15 protein-coding genes and 1 tRNA gene are annotated in these 16,128 nt (G+C 49.4%); 6 read left to right on the top strand and 10 right to left on the bottom strand.

The window, feature by feature from the left end:
• Nucleotides 1–65 precede the first annotated feature (65 nt).
• Nucleotides 66–956 carry a LysR family transcriptional regulator gene (locus BLW29_RS08075; protein WP_090978062.1) on the top strand — a complete coding sequence of 297 codons (891 nt, stop codon included), beginning with the start codon at nt 66–68 and terminating at the stop codon, nt 954–956.
• 43 nt (nt 957–999) lie between these two features.
• Here BLW29_RS08075 and BLW29_RS08070 read toward each other — a convergent pair whose 3' ends face one another.
• A complete protein-coding gene (locus BLW29_RS08070; RefSeq protein ID WP_090978060.1) occupies nt 1,000–1,425 on the bottom strand; it encodes a DUF1284 domain-containing protein in 426 nt (141 codons plus the stop codon).
• A gap of 21 nt (nt 1,426–1,446) precedes the next feature.
• Complete coding sequence (locus tag BLW29_RS08065; RefSeq protein ID WP_256208469.1) at nt 1,447–2,178, bottom strand: GNAT family N-acetyltransferase; 732 nt, start codon at nt 2,176–2,178, stop codon at nt 1,447–1,449.
• Between the two features lie 148 nt (nt 2,179–2,326).
• Here BLW29_RS08065 and BLW29_RS08060 point away from each other — a divergent pair, with 148 nt between their 5' ends.
• The 4 genes from BLW29_RS08060 to BLW29_RS08045 all read left to right on the top strand — a co-directional run bounded on the left by BLW29_RS08060 (nt 2,327) and on the right by BLW29_RS08045 (nt 7,155).
• Nucleotides 2,327–3,112, top strand: coding sequence for a hypothetical protein (locus tag BLW29_RS08060; RefSeq protein ID WP_090978056.1), 786 nt, complete (start codon nt 2,327–2,329; stop codon nt 3,110–3,112).
• Between the two features lie 206 nt (nt 3,113–3,318).
• Nucleotides 3,319–5,157 (top strand): DEAD/DEAH box helicase, encoded by a 1,839-nt coding sequence (locus BLW29_RS08055; RefSeq protein WP_090978054.1) that lies wholly within the window; start codon nt 3,319–3,321, stop codon nt 5,155–5,157.
• Entirely contained in the window at nt 5,154–6,092 is a 939-nt protein-coding gene (locus tag BLW29_RS08050; RefSeq protein ID WP_090978052.1) for a YqhG family protein, read from the top strand. Before BLW29_RS08055 ends, BLW29_RS08050 begins: the two co-directional genes overlap by 4 nt.
• Before the next feature lie 136 nt (nt 6,093–6,228).
• Nucleotides 6,229–7,155: a hypothetical protein gene (locus tag BLW29_RS08045; protein WP_090978051.1), complete on the top strand. Its 927-nt coding sequence runs from the start codon at nt 6,229–6,231 to the stop codon at nt 7,153–7,155.
• Between the two features lie 7 nt (nt 7,156–7,162).
• On the opposite strand, the gene BLW29_RS08040 is transcribed toward BLW29_RS08045, so the two are convergent.
• Nucleotides 7,163–7,363: a YqzE family protein gene (locus BLW29_RS08040; RefSeq protein ID WP_177186535.1), complete on the bottom strand. Its 201-nt coding sequence runs from the start codon at nt 7,361–7,363 to the stop codon at nt 7,163–7,165.
• Between the two features lie 133 nt (nt 7,364–7,496).
• On the opposite strand from BLW29_RS08040, the gene BLW29_RS08035 reads away from it, so the two are divergent.
• Nucleotides 7,497–8,261, top strand: coding sequence for an N-acetylmuramoyl-L-alanine amidase family protein (locus BLW29_RS08035; protein WP_256208442.1), 765 nt, complete (start codon nt 7,497–7,499; stop codon nt 8,259–8,261).
• Here BLW29_RS08035 and BLW29_RS08030 read toward each other — a convergent pair.
• The 7 genes from BLW29_RS08030 to BLW29_RS08000 all read right to left on the bottom strand — a co-directional run bounded on the left by BLW29_RS08030 (nt 8,229) and on the right by BLW29_RS08000 (nt 16,042).
• Complete coding sequence (locus BLW29_RS08030) at nt 8,229–9,050, bottom strand: divergent polysaccharide deacetylase family protein (protein WP_090978047.1); 822 nt, start codon at nt 9,048–9,050, stop codon at nt 8,229–8,231. The genes BLW29_RS08035 and BLW29_RS08030 overlap by 33 nt on opposite strands.
• A 131-nt stretch (nt 9,051–9,181) precedes the next feature.
• The gene (locus BLW29_RS08025; RefSeq protein ID WP_090978045.1) at nt 9,182–9,598 is read right to left on the bottom strand and encodes a hypothetical protein; all 417 of its coding nucleotides are present in this window, start codon (nt 9,596–9,598) and stop codon (nt 9,182–9,184) included.
• Nucleotides 9,599–9,794: 196 nt separating this feature from the next.
• Nucleotides 9,795–9,881, bottom strand: a tRNA-Leu gene (locus BLW29_RS08020).
• Between the two features lie 94 nt (nt 9,882–9,975).
• Nucleotides 9,976–11,034: a glycoside hydrolase family 18 protein gene (locus tag BLW29_RS08015; RefSeq protein WP_090978043.1), complete on the bottom strand. Its 1,059-nt coding sequence runs from the start codon at nt 11,032–11,034 to the stop codon at nt 9,976–9,978.
• Between the two features lie 15 nt (nt 11,035–11,049).
• On the bottom strand, nt 11,050–13,668 hold the full coding sequence (locus BLW29_RS08010) for a transglutaminase domain-containing protein (RefSeq protein ID WP_090978041.1): 2,619 nt from the start codon (nt 13,666–13,668) through the stop codon (nt 11,050–11,052).
• Nucleotides 13,669–13,674: 6 nt separating this feature from the next.
• On the bottom strand, nt 13,675–14,700 hold the full coding sequence (locus BLW29_RS08005; RefSeq protein ID WP_090978039.1) for a carbohydrate-binding family 9-like protein: 1,026 nt from the start codon (nt 14,698–14,700) through the stop codon (nt 13,675–13,677).
• Between the two features lie 202 nt (nt 14,701–14,902).
• Complete coding sequence (locus tag BLW29_RS08000; protein WP_090978038.1) at nt 14,903–16,042, bottom strand: GntR family transcriptional regulator; 1,140 nt, start codon at nt 16,040–16,042, stop codon at nt 14,903–14,905.
• Nucleotides 16,043–16,128: the final 86 nt, after the last annotated feature.

The raw sequence follows: 16,128 nt of genomic DNA, 5'->3' as shown, positions 1-16,128 counted from the left end.
GATTATAATGGTTGTAACAGTATCAATATAATTGATATTACTTATATCAGATATTAGGTGAACTAATGTCTATTAATTCGGAGTGGTATCGAAGCTTCTATTGGACAGCCAAGACTGGCAGCCTATCACGCGCGGCGGAGAAGCTGCATATTACGCAGCCTGCAGTCAGCCATATCTTGAAGCAATTGGAAAGCGCACTCGGCGGACAGCTATTCTTCCGCTCTGCTAAAGGCGTAGTACTGACAGCGGAAGGCGATGTGTTATTTCGATATATCGAGCAAGCCTTCAGCTTCATTGAATCCGGCGAGAAACGAATTGCTGAGATGCATAACCTGGATAGCGGAGAAATCCGGATCGGCGCGAGCGATACGCTGTGCAAGCATTATCTGATGCCGTTCTTGGAGCAGTTTCATCACCAATTTCCGCAAGTGCGTATCCATGTCACGAATCGGACTACGCCGGAAACGATTGATCTGTTAACCGATGGCAAGATCGATTTCGGCATTATTAATTTGCCGGCAAGCAATGCCAAAATCGATATCAAACGAAGTCTGCCTCAGCAGGATTGTTTGGTGGGCAGCAAGAAGTACGCGGATTTAGCGGGTTCGACGACTCCGCTTAACGTACATGAACTTTACCGTTATCCCTTGTTAATGTTAGAGCCCGGAGGTAGCACAAGACGCCACCTCAGCGAATGGGCGGCTGAACATGGCGTTCAGCTGCAGCCCGAGCTTGAGCTTGGCAGTATTGATTTGCTCTTGCAATTCGCAAGCCGAGGGTTCGGGCTTGCCTTCGTTATTCGCAATTATATCGAGCAGGAGCTGGCCTCCGGCGAGTTGTTCGAGATTCCGCTCCAACCACCGCTGCCCGAGCGTTATATCGGTATCGCTACATTGCGAGGCGTCCCGCTCTCCGCGGCCGCCAACCGTTTTCTATCGATGCTCCCTTTAACATAGAGAAAACCCACCTAGCGTAATAAATAACCGTCTTAGGTGGGTCTTATTTGGGCGGAAGCGGCGGGAGCCACTCCCCTTGTTTAATGATCCGAACGCCTGCTTCGCAGACACCGTAGCTTCGCCACTGGCAGGTATAACACAGCGTATTAATATCTTCCGGAACTACGTTCGACCTTACCCGTTCGATAACGTCTGACCAGAGCAGCTCCATTCCATAGTCGAACCCGAGCTTCTGCAAGATCCGTTCATCATGCTGCGCTACGGAAACGTTATGGCAGTGCGGCTCAACATCGGATGGAAAGCACGCGCATAAATCATCCGGACCTTTGACAATGACAACTCGTGAATCAGGCTCATCACGCAGCTTGTTATAGACGACGGTCATATTCGCCGAGAAGTCCGCCGAATACCCCATCCCTCGAAAACCTAATAAACATAATAAATGATGCCCGCGCAATTGAATCGACATTAGATCCCGCCTTTGCAAAACTTACCGTTTCAACACTCGATACCAATAGGGATAACTCTCTTGATAATTCAGCTTCCGGTACAGCCGGTTCGCAGACGCATTGCTCTGGACGACTTGCAAATACCCCTTCGCTGCACCCTGCTCTCTGGCAAAGTGGAGCATATGACGAATCAACTGCTCCCCATACCCTCGATTACGCTGTGCTTCCGCGGTTACAATATCATATAAACCGATGTATCCTCGTTCGATTACGCCTAGTCCACATGCGACTGGCTCACCGTTTACCGCTAAGGTGAAGTAAGCTTGCTTCTGTTTCGAGCTTGTCATAATTTGAGCAGCGATCTGCTTGTTGGTTCCTGCTATTCGGTTCATTTCGCACATGGTATTGAGCCACGTCTCGCTGAGGGAGTCTTCCATCTTGATGTCATGAAGCTCCGGTGCCGGCACGTCGGATAAACGTTCTATTATCATAACACGGGATGGGTCCGCAATGGCATACCCGCGCTGCGCTAGAATTTGATCCAGCTCGGGAGGACCGAAAGGCGTGATTTTGAAAATCGTATCCTGACCTGCTTCGATATACAGCGATTCGCAAGCTGCAATTCGTTCTTCTAAATGATGTTCATTGCAAGCGTATAGCGCGCTTACGGAATTGGATCGTTTCGTATACCCCTCAGCAAATCGCAGCAGCCATCCGTCATAAACGACCGTCTGCAGGGACGGCCATGCGTTCAGTGTCAATTCTTCTATCATTTTGTTCAAAGGTATGGTCGCTCCTCTCGAAAGTTATTATGAATTAATATACATATTTATGTTTATTTATTCAATACTTCTTTACTTCATCCTACACCAAAAAAATGTTAAAATGAGACAAGCATTTACTAAGAAAGGCGGAGAAAAGATGGCGCAACTGATCGCACCTCCTACATACACACCCTTCGAGAATGAAGAAGAGCAAATACAGAAATTGAAAGAATGGGGCCTGCTCTCCGAGAAAGCCTCCAAATCCAAAACCTTTATCTACAAGAATAACGGCGTTCATACCGTATGCTCCATTGTCGGTTATGTCGATAAGATGACAGCAGTCCTTGCGCTCGACGACAAGCAGCACTGCATTCATCCTTCCTACTTGAAGGAAATGCAAACGGCAAGCTTCGGTCAAAGACAAGCGACAGCAGCTGAAGATGAAGGCAGCGACACGGAAGATGCTGCTGCTGCAGTTATCGCACAAGCAGTTGAAGCGGAGTCGTCGGAACAACCAATAGAGTCGGCCACAGCTACGGTGGCTGCTGCTTCGGCTATTGAAGAGGCGCCAGCCGAATCGACAGCAGCGAAGTCCGAGGAGAAACCCGCTGCCAAGAAAGCGAAGAAAGAGAAAGCACCGAAGCTGGAGCTTCCTGAAGAGAAAGTGAAGATGAGAGCAACGGTTAAAGAGTTTACGACCGTTCCGAATAATTTCTCCGATACGGATGACGAGGTCGTCATCTACGAGGAAGTGTCGATTGAAGAGCCGGCCCTGGAATTAGGCGCAGCCTGGTCCAGCCATAGCAATACGCTGAAGAAACTAGAGCTTGCTGTTGGGGATACGATTACGTTCGAATGCAAGATCGTCGCCAAGAAATTAACGAAACATCCCGTTGCCTACAAGATTAACAATCCCGGCAAAATCACGAAGGAAGAATCCTAGTTGACGATGCAAATTTGCAACTCGCAGAGAGAAGTCATGTTACATGGCTTCTCTTTTTTATGTTTTCCAGAAATTTCGACCTTTTTCAAGCTTTATCTTATGAAATCGCTGCTGCAAGGAAATACTACTACCTACGAAGGATAACCATTTGCATGTCCGTCAGTCGATGCATTCCGATCGGCCAAAGAAAGGAGCTCCTCCAACCTATGCAATCGAACTATGATCCCGTAAACGGAGAAAATCTTTCAGGCCCCGCTTCAAGCCCGGGCTCGGCTTCTGCCGTGAAGCGCAAGCTGCACCCGAGCGTAGATTTGCAATTCGATCGCACATGGCTTCATCAATTGCAAGAACGCGTCGACCGTAACGGTCCTTGGGACGAGTGGACGATGTACCAATTGGCTATTGAAGCCGAACAGTCGAAGCTGGTTGAGAGCTTCGATGATTTGCAATGCTTGCGCAGCCTCCCTTCCTTCGAGCCGATGCCGCATCAGATCAGCACGGCTCGCAAAGTACTGCACGAGATGAGCGGCCGGGCTATTCTCGCTGACGAGGTCGGTCTTGGCAAAACCATTGAAGCCGGCTTAGTGCTGAAGGAATATATGGTGCGCGGGCTCGTGAAGCGAGCTCTTGTCCTCGTTCCGGCTTCCCTCGTCCTGCAATGGGTGCGTGAGTTGAACAGTAAATTCGGTATCTCTGCCGTAGCGCAGAAGAAAGACCATTCGTGGGCCTATGATGTTGTCGTAGCTTCGATGGATACGGCGAAGCGAGAGCCTCATCGCGAGAAGCTGCTCGGACAAGACTACGATATGATCATCATCGACGAAGCGCATAAGCTGAAGAACAAGAAAACAACGAACTATCAATTCGTGAACCTGCTGCGCAAGAAGTACTGCCTCTTGCTTACGGCTACTCCGGTCCAGAACGATTTGGACGAGTTATATAACTTAATTACGCTGCTCAAACCGGGACAACTAGGCGGACAGAGCGAATTTGCCGCTAATTTCGTCGTGGACAAGCGGCTGCCGAAGAACGAGGAACAGCTGCATGAAGCGTTATCGTCGGTCATGATTCGCAATCGTCGCGGAGACGGCGGCATTCAATTCACCAAACGAATCGTGAAGAACATCCCGCTGTCGCTCTCTACTGAAGAACAGGCACTCTATGATGCCGTCACCAAATTCGTGCGCGATCGGGTCGATGAAAGCGAAGGCGATTGGTCAAGCCTCCTCTCTCTCGTCACGCTGCAAAGAGAAGTTTGCAGCAGCCGCGATGCCGTATTCCTTACGCTGGTCAACATGTTCAAGAAGACGGCAGAAGACTCTCCGCTGCGCGCGAAAATTTGGGAGCTGGTCGAGGTGATACGCGGCATCAACGCCAACACCAAAGCGGAGAAAACGATGGAGCTCGTTCGCGAGATGAACGATAAAGTGATCATCTTCACGGAGTATCGGGCCACGCAGGAATATCTGCTGCAATATTTCCGCTCCAATAATATGGTTGCTGTCCCTTATCGGGGCGGAATGAACCGCGGCAAGAAGGATTGGATGATGGACCTGTTCCGCGGACGGGCGCAAGTGCTTATTGCAACGGAGGCTGGCGGGGAAGGCATCAACCTGCAGTTCTGTCATCACATGATCAATTTCGACTTGCCTTGGAATCCGATGCGGGTTGAACAACGGATCGGACGCGTCCATCGTCTCGGGCAAACAAGCGACGTGCGCATCTATAACCTCTGCACAATCGGCACCATCGAAGAGCATATCGTCAGTCTGCTGCACGAGAAAATCAACTTATTCGAGCTCGTAATCGGAGAGCTGGATCATATTCTGGAGCGGTTCGAGAAGAGCGAAACGCTGGAACAGCGCCTTGCCCGCTTAATGCTGGAGTCCGGCGGCAATCAGGACAAGCTGCGCACACAGATCGACGAGCTTGGTAATTCACTCAGCCGTATTCGGGATGAGGTTGAATTGGAGGAGCCTATCGATATGGGCGCCATCAATGCCGTCATGAACGCCGTTGGGCAGACAATAGAGGTGCGACCATGAATGAACGTCAGATTCACAAGTTTGTTCAGCGATATCTAGAAACGACAGGCTGCCAGATCGTCGAGAAATCACCGGCACATTTTCAGGTGAAGCTTTCGCCTAGAGCCGATCGTGACCTGACGAATCGCCCTTACTATTGGAGCTTCGTCGACCGCACAGGTGCCGATCCGGAAACGATGTCCATGCTGCTCGTAACCGATAAGCAGAAATATGAGCAGGCGCAGGCAGCAGCTCCTCCTCCCCCAGCCCCGAACGCTGCGAATGCGGCGGCAGATGCGGCTTTAAGCCGCTCTTTCGGCCATATTCACGGCACGCTGAATACGAATGTTCGCGTTCCGCGCGAGGATTTGTATTATGGCTCCCGTCGATTGAATCAGCTCTTCGAATCAGCTCGCAGCGGCGGCAGTTACCTATGTTTGTTCCAGGAACCGGAGAAACGAAGCGCCCACCCGCTGCACTCCACTGCTTACAGCGCTTGGCTTGGGGTTAATATGAAAGTAGAGTTCGCCTGTGATATGAAACGCGAAGAAATCCATTCCTTCGGCGTTTCGCTGGCAACGGGACAATGCATCGAGCAGTTTCATGATCGGCTGATGACGCATCGCATGACACCGAAACTGCCGCCTAACGTGCATACAGCCAAGAACGCGCTCTCCCTTAATAAAGCCGCTGCCATCGCAGAACAAACACTGGAGCGCAAGCTTCGCACCTACGACTACTCGTGGGCCAAGGCAGCAGCGGAACGTTTGGCGGATGAGTTATCGACGATCAATCATTATTACGAGCCGCTTCTGGCTTCCGCAGAAGAAGAGAATAAGCAGCTGATCAGCGAACAGTTCGAACGCAGACAAGAAGAAATCCGCTGGCAATATGAGCCTCGCGTCACGGCTTCTGCCATTAACTGCGGGATTTTCTATCTCCAGGGCATCGGTTAACAAGATCTCTCTTTATCCGGCAAAAATAGAACATAGCTTGTCCCAATCTCTTGACACGTTCCTACATCCTTTTCAACCGAAGGTAAGGTACAATGACGGTGAATCGGCTTTCCCATTCTACAGGAAGCAGCAGGTGATGCAGATGATGCGAAAATGGATTTCGATTTTTGCCATAGCAGCCGCTTTCCTCTTGACAAGCACACAGGTCTCAGCAGCCGCATTATCATTCAAAATAGCTCCCAGCGAGCAGCATGCATCCAAGCTCGAACAGCAAGTTCAAGCTTGGGTGGACGCACTGTCGGATCAGCCCCAATTTCAATCCTGGAAACGCGCTACCGCCGCAATCGTCCCCCTTGGACCAGGTACACATGGTTGGTTAGTTACCTTTCGACTGGATCGTCTGCCCGTTGGTTATATGATTGTTCATGCAACAGCCGAAGGCGGGTTTGTACTCGGTGAATACGGCACAGGCATGCATCCGGCTTTTGATGCCAATACGTTGTACAGCTCCATGGTGCGACAAGGCTTGTTCACCACCTACGCAGAAGCCATAAAAAAACCGCTCCATTTGGAACGGCTCTACGTATCGCCTGTACTTGCAGTCTGGAAGTATGTAGCGGCCAATCAAGAAACGTACTATCTGGACGCTTGGACGGGAGAAGCTTTGCCGATTACAGATCAACTATGGCAAGAACAAACAAAGGCGCTAGTCGCGAATGTGGACAAGCCTGCATTAAGCATGGCGAAGACGACGACCGCAGTTCAGCTCAAAAAACTGTCTGCTGCTGCTGCGAACCAAGTGTTCGATCCCTATGAGCGATTGCCTTGGCTGACCAAATCTCCGTTGTCGCAGGAGCAAATCAAGCATCTGCCCGACTTGCTCGACAAGCGGAACCAAATTCGATTTACCGCAGAGTTGTTCCGTGAAACGGTATTGTTCGTTTATCCGGCAATCGGGTACCATAACTGGGATAATCACAGCCTATTTGTCGCTTTTGATTCCGTAGGTACCCGGTATATCCCGATTGACCTGCTCAACCAAGAAGGGCATTTCTTCGATTGATGGGTCATTAACCTTCTTCTCGAGGCTTAGAACGGATGAGCTGCATGACGCCAAGTCCGCCCATACCGAACCAACGTGTCAGCCAAGGCTCTCTTGCAGCTTTGGCTATTTTGCGCTTTTCTTTCCGAGCTTCCTGCGGCGTATCAATGATTTCAATCATTTTTCCAGTCATGAATTTAATGTATTCTTCGGGTTTCTCGACAGCCATATCCTTCATCTCCTTGATTCATTCTAGTGTACCTACAGTGTCCCCGTTAATCATTTACTTCAAACATGAATGAGTTTCCTTGGTCTGTGCCACGCTAACGATAGCCATTATGGAATTGGAGGTAGGGTACAGCATGATGGAGTATCGATCTGGACGAGGGGTATGGACTCGATTGTTCTTGATGTTCTGCTCTGTTGTCTTTTGCTCGTTTACATTAGGTTCGGCGAATCAACCGGCAGCCGCTTATCCGCTCGATGCGCCTGCGACTGATGTTCATCTGCAAGCAGAGGCACCGCCAAGTTATCAACGTGCACTTCCTTCTGCGGAAGTCTTAATCGATGTTGGTCATGGAGGAATCGATGGCGGTGCACACCATGAGGATATTCTGGAGAAGGATATTAACTTAGCGGTAGCTAAGAAGCTGTACTTGCTCCTTAGCGCTAACGGCATCCGCGCCATTCTTAATCGCGATGCCGATTACGCACTAAGTGACGATAATCGCTGGAATCCTTCCGGTTCTCGGCATCGGCGTGACTTGTCTCAGCGCAGCCAGCTGACGAAAGAAATCCAGACGAAGATCCTCGTTAGTATCCATGTCAATTGGGCACCGGATCGAACGGAACACGGACCGCTTGTTCTTCATCAAAACGAGGGAGAAAGTGCGCTGCTCGCATTCTGCATCCAAGATGCGCTGAATCGCAAGCATAATACACACCAACTCCCCCGTGTAGGTTCGCCTTTTTATTTGCTCAATGTCGTGAAACAGCCTGCCGTTATCGTGGAAATGGGATTTCTAAGCCACGAAGGCGACCGGACCATGCTGCTCGATCCCCGCAAGCAGCTTCAACTGGCGGAGGCGATTTCATCAGGAGTGCGGAATTATATCCTTCTCCGCTGAAGGCACCACCATCTCGGATAGTTTCACGAAGCTGGTCGTCGACTGCAGCCGCGGAATGGCGTCTTTCAACACCGCGGCTGTCAGTTTACCCGGAGGCCCGACATGTCCGATAATGACGCAGCTTTCATTGGTCTCCAGATACTTGCGCAGCACGCCGACTTGTTTAGCGATATGATTCGTCGTATACACATCGTCTAAGAAAACTTGATTGGATAACAGCGGGACGCCGAGCTCTGCCGTCACCTTCGGGAGCACGGTCTTGTAGGTTGTTCTGCTGTCCAAGAAGAACATCCCATGCTTCTTCACGACAGTCAGCACTGCTCGCATGACGCGCTCATCCGCCGTTACTTTAGAGCCCATATGATTGTTCATGCCCACGGCATGCGGAACGGCAGCAATGGCTTCCTCCACTCGTTTGCTAATTTCTGCGTCGCTCATGCTTGTTGTTATAGCGCCCGGTCCCAGCCATTCCGGCTTGCCGCGAACCGGCTCCATCGGCATATGGACGATCACATCGTCGCCTCTCTTGAAAGCGAACTCCGCATCCTGTTTCGTTGTCGGCATGAACGGCATTACAGCTACGGTAAAACGTACGGGCAGCTCCATCATCTCCGGTGTGCCCGTCATTCCATTGCCAAAATCATCGATGACGATCGCTACCTGACGATGGCCCTTTAATTCTACTTGCTTCTCGTTTTTAGGAGCAGCGGCGGCTGCACCTGTAATTGGAGTGAGCAATACAGCAGCGGCTATGAGGATACTACCTCCCAGCCTGGTTTTAACATGCATCTCTTTTAAGTTCTCCTTTGTACGTTAGGTAATTTGCATATCTTCATTGTTTGTAAATGGTGGGAAATATATGTAAACGGAACAAGAAAGACGAGGCTACCCTCGTCCTTCAAGCATACTCAGTTCGTTTCTTAAACCGCATATACGGTTGCGCTGAGATTGATTGGGCCAATGACAGCAGCTTCGCCGCCCTCATTAAGCTTTTCCACATAAAGTGAATAGCCGTGCGCGCCGGTTGGCACGTTGATATCGATGACTTGGAACGTTACCACGCCATAATGCTCGTATCCTGTCTCAAAGCCTTGCAAGGTATAGAAGATTTCTTGCGTGCCACGGAAAACACGGAACAAGACATCTACAACACTAAACGTGCCGGATGCGCCGATTGTAGCAATCAGCTCAACGCGATTGTTATGGTCTTCATGCGGGATAAAGATACCCAGCTCAGCCAATATGGTTTTGGCAGGTGTTTGCGGGACCGGAATGTGCACTTGATTCGTAACGACTGCCGGTACGCTTACGTTATAATCAATGATTTTTTTCACCATGAATAATCAACTCCTTTCCTACCAGATACGCTATTCTATGAAAATACAAATGCTTTGGTGTGGACGAGTTGTGTTTCATTCTTTATGCGAAAAAAACTGCCAAGTTCATAGTGAACTGGCAGTTTTTTGTGTTTTCTATCGATTTATCACTGAATAAAAATAAACCCCAGAATCATCTGGGGTTAGTTAGTAAGTATGGTGCGGTCGAGAGGACTCGAACCTCCACGGCTGTTACACCACTAGAACCTGAATCTAGCGCGTCTGCCAATTCCGCCACGACCGCATCTGGCAGTTCCTGATTCAATCTATCGTTTGTAGCAGTAGACATACTTTACCACGAATAGAATAGCAGTGTCAAACAAGATTATACGGCCTCATTATTTTGTCGCTACATATTGGTTTCCCAATCCCTTGTCGATCGCATCTAACAACCGGAACGTGGTATCGCAGCAGTACTCCCAGAACATAACCCCGCGTAGTCCTTCATGCTTAACGAATTGGCATTTGTGATGAAGCGATTCTTCATCCTCGTACGAAATAAATTGATTGCCATTGTATAGGAATGGAGCTTTCGCTTCATCATCCCAATGGCGTTTGTACCCATTCTTCTCAATATAGTCGTTAGCCAAACGGGTGAAATCCGGACCGTAACCGCCGGCTACTGTAGTCATCTGCAGGAAGCCATTATTAATGTCCGGCACATCCTTCCACATCCGCGAGTAGAATGCGGCTCCGATGACGATCTTCTCCCGAGGCACTCCGGCTGCAACGAACATACGAACTGAAGCCTCGACGCTGATGCGGAACAAATCACCTGTCGATGTAAACAAATTCGTATGGTGGCCAGTCAATGTCTGAAACCCACCGCGCATATCGTAGGTCATTAATTGCACGTAGTCCAAGTAGCGCTGAACTTGATCCATCTCGGTTCCGTCAACGTAGTATTGATCAGCACCTGCCGCTATGGTCAGCATATAATGCCTGCTGTTTCGTGTACCTAATTGATCGATCGCTTCTCTAAGCTCTTTCAAGAGCAGCGTGAAGTTGGTTTTGTCAGCCGGGCTCGAGGCGATCCCTGCTACGCCGTAACAGGGGTATTCCCAATCCAAATCAATGCCATCGATCGCATAGTTCTCCAGAATGGCTACCGCAGTATCTGCCATCCGCTTCCTGCCCGCTGGCGTAGAGGCTGCTTCGGAGAACCCGCCTGCACTCCATCCACCAACGGACAGCAAAATCTTTATATCCGAATTATAGGACTTAATCGTCGGCAAACTCCCCAAATGCTTCAGATGACCAATGGAGATTTCATCGTTGACAACATGAGCGAAAGCGATGTTGATATGGGTGAGCTTTAATGCATGTTCTCGGGATAGTTTGGGCAGCCATGAATCGCCGACATAGCCTACCGAATAATAATTAGAAGTTGCTGTCATACGTATATTTCCTCCTCATTTCTCATCGTTTAGCTGCGTCCCTACTCGAAGCACCTCGCTGCCAATACCCAGCTTATAACCCGCAGTTACATACCGGATGCCGCCGTCTTGGTCTACGACCACTACGAATGGCAGAGAAGCCGTACTTGAATCTATTAACGCCAGAGCAGCCTGCTGAATGACTACATCATGATCACGAACGAAAGTGAGCGCCTTGGGTAAACCTTCATAGGATTCCGGATCAAAGGATGCTTTCCATCCTTCTTCTCCTATAGCCATAATAATAGGCATGCCTAGCGCGTCATACGAAGCGGCCAGCTCCTTAAATTCACGGAGCAAATGCTTGGAAGGTTCTCGTTCCGGCTCAATCCATGCAAGCACTGCACTTCTGCCCTGTGTCAATTCACCAAGTGAAGCAGCAGTTCCATCCTGGCGAATGAACTTCCATGCCTGATCAGCTTTCCCGATGACAGGCAATTCACGATTCGGATACCGGAATGACAGCAGCAGTTCACTACGTTTGTTTTCCAATACCGTAAAATAAGTCATTCGAACCAGCACGGAGCCGTCTTTCTGTCTTGTGCCAGCCGTCATGCGGTAACGTCCCGCTTCAAGCTCAAACGGCTGATCATACACATTGGTTTGTCCATGCGGATAAAATAACGATTGATACCAGCCGTTCTCTAATCTTGCGAACGAGAAGTTGCGGAAATACGCCGCCTCTTCCGCCTCAGCCGGAGCTCCCGGATCACGCTTCATAAGAACTTCACCGACTACCGCAGCCGGTTTGGCTAGGCTTACTTGTTCGAAACGAGCATCATGCCAGACATCATTCAGCCAGTACTGCGGCTTGCGCTCACTTGGGTGAAGCCTCGCAGGAATACCGATGCTGCGACAAATAGCCACGAACAGAATGTCACGTGATATCCGATCACCTTTTAACAGGCGATAACTGCCGGAAGGCATTGCGGATCCCTGATAGTACGTCATATCCTCGACAATTTCGAATTTCTCAAGCAGATCACTTACGAGCTTCGTTGGGTCCAGCCGATAGTCCTCGATTTCCTCGGCAAGTAGTGTTTCTTGAAAATACTGCTTATAGGGACCGATCATCTCGAACAAAACACGCGGTCTAAGCACATAATCCGAGAACAACTCTACTTCAAATGAGTCTGCATAAGGCACGGAGTTTACCAAATGATCAATTAGTGCGGGGCGGAACGTATCGGTCAAATCTTTATCGTTTAAGCTCTCAAGCAAACGCAGCGGCCATTCTCCATACGATTCCGTTTGCTCCTGCAAGAAAGCGGCGATTTCATGACTGTTCCCGCGCGCCTTGCGAAGAACATCCCAAACCCGCTCTACAGGCAGACCAAGCTCAGCGGCAATCTTGCCCGATTGCACCTCACTAACGAACGTATCCTCGAAGCTTTTACGAATCGCTGCACCTTGCTGCAACCGATTACGATGCAGTTGCAGCACCTCTTCCGTTACAGCTGTTGCCTCGTCAGCTGGCTGCTCTGGCGGAGGAACCATATCGAACTCGACAATCCCGTCTTGCTGCTCATATTCACCAATTGTAATCGTATAATCATCCTGCTCGGACACCGACAATTTAAGTTCGCCCCATAGAGATCCATTCACCGCACGAACGAGAAGATCTCCATAACCCGTCGTAAGCGAAACTTCACCTTGGGCATCAGACGTTAGCTTGGCGATCGGTGTAAATTCAGCGAAATTATAGACTTGGAACGATACGACAGTACCTGGTACCGGTTGCCCTTCACGATCTTGTATACGTACAACGATAGTGCGGCTTGGTGCATATCCATCCAGTAAATTGATTTCCGTATACCATTCATGTGCGAGAGTTATCGGTTCCGGCCCTGGATATTGCGAAGGTACGCGTGTATTAATGAGCATCGCCCTTCTAGCCGGTGCGCTGAACCATCCCTCATTGAGCATCGGTTCAGGCTCGCAGGCACCGATAAAATGCCAGCTGCCATCCGCCCAAGCTTCAACCCAAGCATGGTTTGAATCCGAATGCGCCCAGCGTGGCGTATAGCACTGCCTCGCCGGAATGCACAGGCTGCGCAGCGCCGCAACAGCTAACGTCGACTCTTCCCCGCATCGCCCAAGCGTAGTACGAATCAGTGTCAATGGCGAGACCGTGCGCGGATCATTGCCGACGTACGTGGCCTTCTCGTAGCACCAATGATTCGTTTCTAAAATCGCCTCTTCCATGGATAAATGCTTTACTCGACTATACAGCTCATCTAGCAGAATGCCTCTACTATCCTCTATATTCTCGTTGTTCACGCGGTACGGAAGAACAAAATGAAGGAACAGATGGTCAGGCACTCGATTGCCCCAAGGCATCTGCCCGCGAATCTCCAATGTCTTGCGGACATGGCTCAGGAACAAGCTTCCCTCGTAATCAGCCAAGTCGTTCAGCGGCATGTAGGCATACAGAAACTTCAATGCCAAACGCTCTTCTTCGCTCAGTTCTTCCTCAAATACGCTAAACAGCTCACTCTTCCTTGCATTCGCCAGCTGCTGCTTCTCCTTGAACTTGCGCTCTATCGTAGTAAGTGTTTCTTCATCCAATGAAAACCCTGCAGTTGTTAAGGACATTCCACCTCACTCCTTCCATAGCTTCCCATCTTCTCGAATATAGAAAGTCGAACTGCCATCCATAGAAGGCGCCGACAGTTGAAAGAGCCGCGATGTCACTTCGATTTGAGGTTGGATCATCCATGTGTCCTCACCCATAAGCAAGGCCAGATCCTCACTAAACGCGCCGAATTCCGCATAATGATTGCGCTGACGATAATACAGCTTGCGCAGCTGCCACTTTATCGTTTCGTCCTGCGGCAGCGTAAAATGTTCATCAATTCCTTCACCTGCAAATACGACATATCCCCATAATTCCGGATAATGCATATTGATGATTCCCATCGGCGACCATACCCAATTGTCTTCGGGGTATGACTTGCCTGTTGCAGGATTGATCACTTTCTCATAGCGTCCTTCTTTCACCTCTGCCTGCCACTCCACACGAGAGAAATTGACGCGCCAGAATTGTCCGGGTGTTGGACGACGACCTTCGGAAGCGCATTCCAGCAGGCTCTTCCATGGCATGGCGACTTCAACGCTCCAGCTGCGATTAGCGGCAATTGGATTATTGAGCTCTCCATCTATGTGCACCGCTGTCTTCAGTCCGGCGATGTCCCATGCGTTGACTGCAGGTCCACCGTCACGGTATGGCTTCACTAATAGCAAATCCCACACTGTGTTCAGGGCATTAATTTCAAATTCATAGTATTGGTGCGAATCACCGTCGGGATCAATGAATATCTCAAAATCGTTATCGTAGAAAATCACGGAGTCTCTCTCCGTCAGCGTAGCCCAAATTTGGTCCTCCATCAATTCCGCTCCGAAATAGAAGTACTCGTCGTCCCATAACATTTTGACTTTCGTCCGTTTGCTAGGCTTCGGTTTCAGGTCGCCTTCAATATCAACAAATTCAGCCGTCCACGGCGCATCAGCCCAAAATGGTTTATCCAGTCTGCCATCCAGTATGAGCGGCTCAGTCGCTCTTCGGCACATGTAATGCTCAGGTGCATACCTCTTCATGTGTGGTTCCGGTACTCCGCTGAAATGCATTGATCCAGCCTCCATTTATAATTATGTTATATCTTCTTCGAATATAAGCTTCCATTTTCACACTTATTATACCGTTCTTACGCCGAATGTGTAAATATTAGATATAACATATGAAATATCCATTTAACAAGAGTATAACTTAACGCAAAAAAGCCTCCTTGCGAGCATGAAGCTCACAAGAAGGCGAATACCAAACCCGGACTCAATCGGCCAGGTCCGGTCCAGGCCCGATGGACTGTCTCGATATCCACTTAATTGGAATAACAGACCGTTCCCGTTGTATGACATGGTTCTCCAATTGATCGATAATCATCATCGCAGCACGTTTTCCGATTTCCTCGTAATTCTGTTCGATGGTTGTGATCGGAATATCGCCTTGCTGCGACATCTCGTTGTTATCGAAACCTACAATCGACAGCTCCTCCGGAATCTTGATTCCAAGATCAATAGCCGCCTTCATACAGTCGTAAGCGACCATATCATGTTCGGTTTGAATCGCCGTCACGCGCAGCTTGATCAATTTCCCCAGCAATTCCTTGTAGAATTCCCGCCGAGTCGCCGGAACGCCTTCTGCTTCACGCGGCAAGTCGCTCAAGATCAGCTCAATATCCACCGGAAGTCCGTTGTCGCTTAGCGCCTTACTATACCCGAAGAAGCGGTCACGTACTGTACTGCGATACTGAATTCCGATCGTGGAAATAAACGCAATACGAGAATGACCCAGTTCGATCAGCTTGGACGCCGCCTGATAACCACCTTCATAATTATCCGATACAGCGCTTCCCATCGTCAGCAAGCTGTAATATTGGTCAAGCGTTACAACGGGATATTCGCTGAGATGAAGCGCATGGACGACATCCAAATTTTTTTGCGTGCTGACCGGGTACAGAATAATACCTGACGTCCCTCTCTTAGGCAGCGATTGCAGCAGCTCACGCTCTCGCTCACTGCTCCAGTCACTATTATGGATACTTAGGTAATACCCTTTGGATTCTACATATTTGGCCGCACCTTGCATATGCTCAAGCGTATTGTGAGCAGTTACAAAAGGAAGGATCATGGACACGATTCGGCTGGAGGGAGCGGCCTCCCTCACTTCCGTTTCAAGGCGAGCTTCATCTTGTTTCTTGACGAAACTGCCGCTGCCTCTTCTACGATAGATCAGGCCTTCTCTTTCGAGTTCTATCAAAGCACGTTTGGATGTAATGCGGCTAACGCCGAACTGCTCCGCTAGCTCAAGTTCCGTTGGAAGCTGCTGACCGGTAACATATTCCCCTTGAGAGATGCGTTCTCGCATAACCCCGAGTATTTGACTGTATAACGGCTTATTATCGCTCAGCACAGAATTCACACCTCAGCCTAATTAGTTCTATTTTTTTCAGTATATCTATTATTGTCTTACTAATCCAACAGATTTTATACGAATTA

Origin of the sequence: Paenibacillus sp. CF384, from assembly GCF_900106745.1 — a bacterium.
Classification (GTDB): Bacteria; Bacillota; Bacilli; order Paenibacillales; family Paenibacillaceae; genus Paenibacillus_Z.
This window is presented reverse-complemented; position numbering and strand designations above follow the sequence as displayed.

What these genes read in the sequence shown, in the direction of transcription:
- BLW29_RS08030 (WP_090978047.1), bottom strand. Translation starts at nt 9,050, where the DNA reads ATGCATGTTAAAACCAGGCTGGGAGGTAGTATCCTCATAGCCGCTGCT.
- BLW29_RS08060 (WP_090978056.1), top strand. Translation starts at nt 2,327, where the DNA reads ATGGCGCAACTGATCGCACCTCCTACATACACACCCTTCGAGAATGAA.
- BLW29_RS08050 (WP_090978052.1), top strand. Translation starts at nt 5,154, where the DNA reads ATGAATGAACGTCAGATTCACAAGTTTGTTCAGCGATATCTAGAAACG.
- BLW29_RS08035 (WP_256208442.1), top strand. Translation starts at nt 7,497, where the DNA reads ATGATGGAGTATCGATCTGGACGAGGGGTATGGACTCGATTGTTCTTG.
- BLW29_RS08065 (WP_256208469.1), bottom strand. Translation starts at nt 2,178, where the DNA reads ATGATAGAAGAATTGACACTGAACGCATGGCCGTCCCTGCAGACGGTC.
- BLW29_RS08045 (WP_090978051.1), top strand. Translation starts at nt 6,229, where the DNA reads ATGCAGATGATGCGAAAATGGATTTCGATTTTTGCCATAGCAGCCGCT.
- BLW29_RS08025 (WP_090978045.1), bottom strand. Translation starts at nt 9,598, where the DNA reads ATGGTGAAAAAAATCATTGATTATAACGTAAGCGTACCGGCAGTCGTT.
- BLW29_RS08040 (WP_177186535.1), bottom strand. Translation starts at nt 7,363, where the DNA reads ATGGCTGTCGAGAAACCCGAAGAATACATTAAATTCATGACTGGAAAA.
- BLW29_RS08005 (WP_090978039.1), bottom strand. Translation starts at nt 14,700, where the DNA reads ATGCATTTCAGCGGAGTACCGGAACCACACATGAAGAGGTATGCACCT.
- BLW29_RS08015 (WP_090978043.1), bottom strand. Translation starts at nt 11,034, where the DNA reads ATGACAGCAACTTCTAATTATTATTCGGTAGGCTATGTCGGCGATTCA.
- BLW29_RS08055 (WP_090978054.1), top strand. Translation starts at nt 3,319, where the DNA reads ATGCAATCGAACTATGATCCCGTAAACGGAGAAAATCTTTCAGGCCCC.
- BLW29_RS08010 (WP_090978041.1), bottom strand. Translation starts at nt 13,668, where the DNA reads ATGTCCTTAACAACTGCAGGGTTTTCATTGGATGAAGAAACACTTACT.
- BLW29_RS08075 (WP_090978062.1), top strand. Translation starts at nt 66, where the DNA reads ATGTCTATTAATTCGGAGTGGTATCGAAGCTTCTATTGGACAGCCAAG.
- BLW29_RS08070 (WP_090978060.1), bottom strand. Translation starts at nt 1,425, where the DNA reads ATGTCGATTCAATTGCGCGGGCATCATTTATTATGTTTATTAGGTTTT.